The sequence below is a fragment of the Novosphingobium sp. genome, from assembly GCF_027489515.1.
Taxonomy (GTDB): domain Bacteria; phylum Pseudomonadota; class Alphaproteobacteria; order Sphingomonadales; family Sphingomonadaceae; genus Novosphingobium.
Genome location: NZ_JAIXZS010000097.1, coordinates 1 through 4120, shown reverse-complemented (window position 1 = coordinate 4120; position 4120 = coordinate 1). Strand labels below are relative to the sequence as shown.

1 protein-coding gene and 1 pseudogene are annotated in these 4120 nt (G+C 66.8%); both read right to left on the bottom strand.

Annotated features, from left to right (window positions below; all coding sequences use genetic code 11):
• Window positions 1–236, bottom strand: a pseudogene (gltD, locus tag Q0082_RS16515) (glutamate synthase); the annotation flags it as partial.
• Between the two features lie 17 nt (window positions 237–253).
• Window positions 254–4120, bottom strand: a 3867-nt coding sequence (gltB, locus tag Q0082_RS16510) for a glutamate synthase large subunit (protein WP_298194709.1), incomplete at its 5' end; no start/stop codon positions are given.

Genomic DNA, 4120 nt, shown 5'->3' with positions numbered 1-4120 from the left:
GCGGTGCGCCAGTCGTTCTCGTAGACGAGGTGGTTCCAGTCGGGGATCTGGTTGTTCACCGGGCAGCCGTTGTGACAGTACGGAATGCCGCAGTTCATGCAGCGCGCCGCCTGGCCCTTGAGCGTGCTGTCGTCATGCGGGATGACGAACTCGCGGTAGTGCTTCAGACGCTCCTGCGGCGCGTCGTAGGAACGATCCTTGCGATCGATTTCGAGGAAGCCGGTTGCCTTGCCCATTGCTCTGATACCTTAGATTATTCTGCGGCGACGCTGGCGGCTGCGGCGCGCTCGGCTTCGAGCTGGCGCAGCGCGCGGGCATAATCGCGCGGCATGACCTTGACGAAGTGCGGCAGCGCCTCGGCCCAGTTATCAAGCAGCGCGCGGGCGTGCTTGCTGCCGGTGTGGAGGTGGTGGCGCTCGACGAGGATGCGCAGGCGCTCTGCATCGTGGCGCAGCATGTCGCCCATGCCGAAGTCGGTGACGTCCACCCCGCGCTGCTGCGGGCGGCCGGTGCCTTCATCCTCGTCACGCTCGGCGCTGACAGGGAGAACGTCGACCATCGCGGCGTTGCAGAGGGCGGGGAAACGGCCTTCCGGATCATAAACATAAGCGACGCCGCCCGACATGCCCGCGGCGAAGTTGCGCCCCGTCTTGCCAAGGACGACGACCACGCCGCCGGTCATGTATTCGCAGCCATGATCGCCGGTGCCTTCGACCACCGCGACGGCGCCCGAATTGCGCACCGCGAAGCGTTCGCCCGCAACGCCGTTGAAGTAGGCCTCACCCGCGATGGCGCCGTAGAGCACGGTGTTGCCGACGATAATGTTCTCGTTCGCGGCGCGTTCGACATGCGACGGCGGACGGACGATGACGCGGCCGCCGGAGAGGCCCTTGCCGACATAGTCGTTGGCATCGCCGGTGAGATCGAGCGTGACGCCGTGCGCGAGGAAGGCGCCGAACGACTGGCCCGCGACGCCGGTGAGCGTGACGTGGATCGTGCCTGCGGGCAGGCCGCGGTGGCCGTAGCGCTTGGCGACCTCGCCCGAGAGCATCGCGCCGACGGTGCGGTTGACGTTGCGGACCTTGCTTTCGATCCGCACCGCCTCACCGCGTTGGAGCGCAGGCTCGGCGGCGGCGATCAGCGTGTTGTCGAGCGCGGCCTCGAGGCCGTGATCCTGGCGGCCGCTCCAGCCGAGTGTGGTGCCCGGCGCGGGTTCGACACGGTGGAGGAGGCGCGAGAGGTCGATCCCGCGCGCCTTCCAGTGCGTGATCGCCTCGCGCGTATCGAGGCAATCGACACGGCCGACCATCTCACCGACGGTGCGGAAGCCGAGCTCGGCCATGATCGCGCGCAGTTCTTCGGCGACGAAGAAGAAGTAGTTGATCACGTGCTCGGGCTGGCCGGTGAAGCGCGCGCGCAGCACCGGATCCTGCGTGGCGACGCCGACCGGGCAGGTGTTGAGGTGGCACTTGCGCATCATGATGCAGCCCGCCGCGATGAGCGGGGCGGTGGCAAAGCCGAACTCGTCCGCGCCGAGGAGCGCCGCAACCGCGACATCGCGCCCGGTGCGCAGGCCGCCGTCCGCCTGCACCGCGATGCGGCTGCGCAGGTTGTTGAGGAGCAGCGTCTGCTGGGTTTCGGCGAGGCCGATCTCCCAGGGGCTGCCCGCGTGAGTGAGCGAGGTGAGCGGAGAGGCGCCAGTGCCGCCTTCGTAGCCCGAGATCGTGACGTGGTCCGCCTTGCACTTCGAGACGCCCGCCGCGACCGTGCCGACGCCGACTTCGGAGACGAGCTTGACCGAGACGCGCGCCTTGCCGTTCACGTTCTTCAAGTCGTGGATCAGCTGGGCGAGATCCTCGATCGAGTAGATATCGTGGTGCGGCGGCGGCGAGATGAGGCCGACACCGGGCGTCGAGTGGCGGGTCCTGCCGATCACCTTGTCGACCTTGTCACCCGGCAGCTGGCCGCCTTCGCCGGGCTTGGCGCCTTGGGCCATCTTGATCTGGATGTCGTCGGCATTGACGAGGTATTCGGTGGTGACACCGAAGCGGCCTGAGGCGACCTGCTTGATCGCCGAGCGCATCGAATCGCCATTGGGCAGCGGCACGAAGCGATCAGGCTCCTCGCCGCCTTCGCCGGTGTTGGACTTGCCGCCGATGCGGTTCATCGCGACGGCGAGCGTGGTGTGCGCTTCGCGGCTGATCGAGCCGAACGACATCGCGCCGGTGGCGAAGCGCTTGACGATGTCGCTCGCGGATTCGACCTCGTCGAGCGGCACGGGATCGTTCGCGGGCTTGAATTCGAGCAGGCCGCGGATGGTGAGCATGCGCGCCGACTGGTCGTTGATCGTCTGCGCGAACTCGCGGTACTTGTCCGGGATATTGCCGCGCACCGCGTGCTGGAGTGCTGCGACGTTCTCCGCCGTCCACGCATGTTCCTCGCCGCGCAGGCGCAGTTGGTACATGCCGCCGACGTCGAGCATCTTGCGGTAGAGCGGGCTGTCGCCATAGGCCGCGGCGTGACGGCGCACCGTCTCTTCCGCGATTTCCTGCAGGCCGACGCCCTCGATCATCGTGGCGGTGCCGGTGAAGTACTTGTCGATGAAGGCCGAGCTGAGACCGACCGCGTCGAAGATCTGTGCACCGCAATAAGACTGGTAGGTCGAGATGCCCATCTTGGACATGACCTTGAGGATGCCCTTGTCGATTGCCTTGATGTAGTTCTTCTCGACCTCGTAGGCCGTGAGCGGCAGTTCGCGGCTGGCGCGGATCGATTCCAGCGTTTCGAACGCGAGGTAGGGATTGATCGCTTCCGCGCCGTAGCCCGCGAGGACGCAGAAGTGGTGCACTTCGCGCGCTTCGCCGGTTTCCACGACGAGGCCGGTCTGCATGCGCAGGCCCTGACGGACGAGGTGGTGGTGGACAGCCGCAGTGGCGAGCAGCGCCGGCATCGCGATGCGGCCCGCATCCTGCGCGCGGTCGGACAGGATCAGGATGTTCTTGTCTGCCAGCACCGCTTCGGTGGCGGCCCAGCACATTTCCTTGATCGCCATTTCAAGGCCCGCGGCGCCAGTGCTGGCGTCCCACGTCGTGTCGATCGTCTCGGTGCGGAAGGCGCCGTCGAGCGCGGCTTCGACCGAGCGGATCTTGGCGATATCGGCGTTGGTGAGGATCGGCTGATCGACTTCCAGGCGCTTGTGCGTGCCGGCATCGTGGCCAAGCAGGTTCGGGCGCGGACCGATCATCGAGACGAGGCTCATCACGAGCTCCTCGCGGATCGGGTCGATCGGCGGGTTGGTGACCTGCGCGAAGTTCTGCTTGAAGTAATCGTAGAGCAGGCGCGAGCGGTTCGAGAGGACCGCGATGGGGGTATCGGTGCCCATCGAGCCGATCGGATCGTCGCCTGTCGTCGCCATCGGTTCGAGGAACTTGGCGATGTCTTCCTGCGTGTAGCCGAAGGCCTGCTGGCGATCGAGGAGCGACGCGGCCGGCGCGGGCAGCGCGGCTTCCTCGGGCTCGACCACGGCGAGTTCCTTGAGCTTGTACTGCGCGGCGGCGAGCCATTCCTCGTAGGGCTCCTCGCCGGCGAGCTGCGCCTTGATTTCCTCGTCCTCGATGATGCGGCCCTGCTCGAGATCGATCAGCAGCATGCGGCCCGGCTGAAGCCGCCACTTGCGCACGATATCTTCCTCGCGGAACGGCAGCACGCCGCTTTCCGACGCCATGCAGACGAGATCGTCGCGCGTGATCGAGAAGCGGGCGGGGCGCAGACCGTTGCGATCGAGCGTAGCGCCGATCTGGCGGCCATCGGTGAAGGCAACGGCAGCAGGGCCGTCCCACGGCTCCATCAGCGCGGCGTGGTATTCATAGAAGGCGCGGCGCTTGGCATCCATCAGCGGGTTGCCGGCCCAGGCTTCCGGGATCAGCATCATCACCGCGTGGGCCAGGCTGTAGCCGCCCGCCAGCAGCAGTTCGAGCGCATTGTCGAGGCTGGCGGTATCGGACTGGCCGTGCGGGATCAGCGGCCACATCTTGTCGAGATCGGGGCCGAGCAGCTCCGATTCCATGGTGCGGCGGCGCGCGTTCATCCAGTTGACGTTGCCGCGCACGGTGTTGATCTC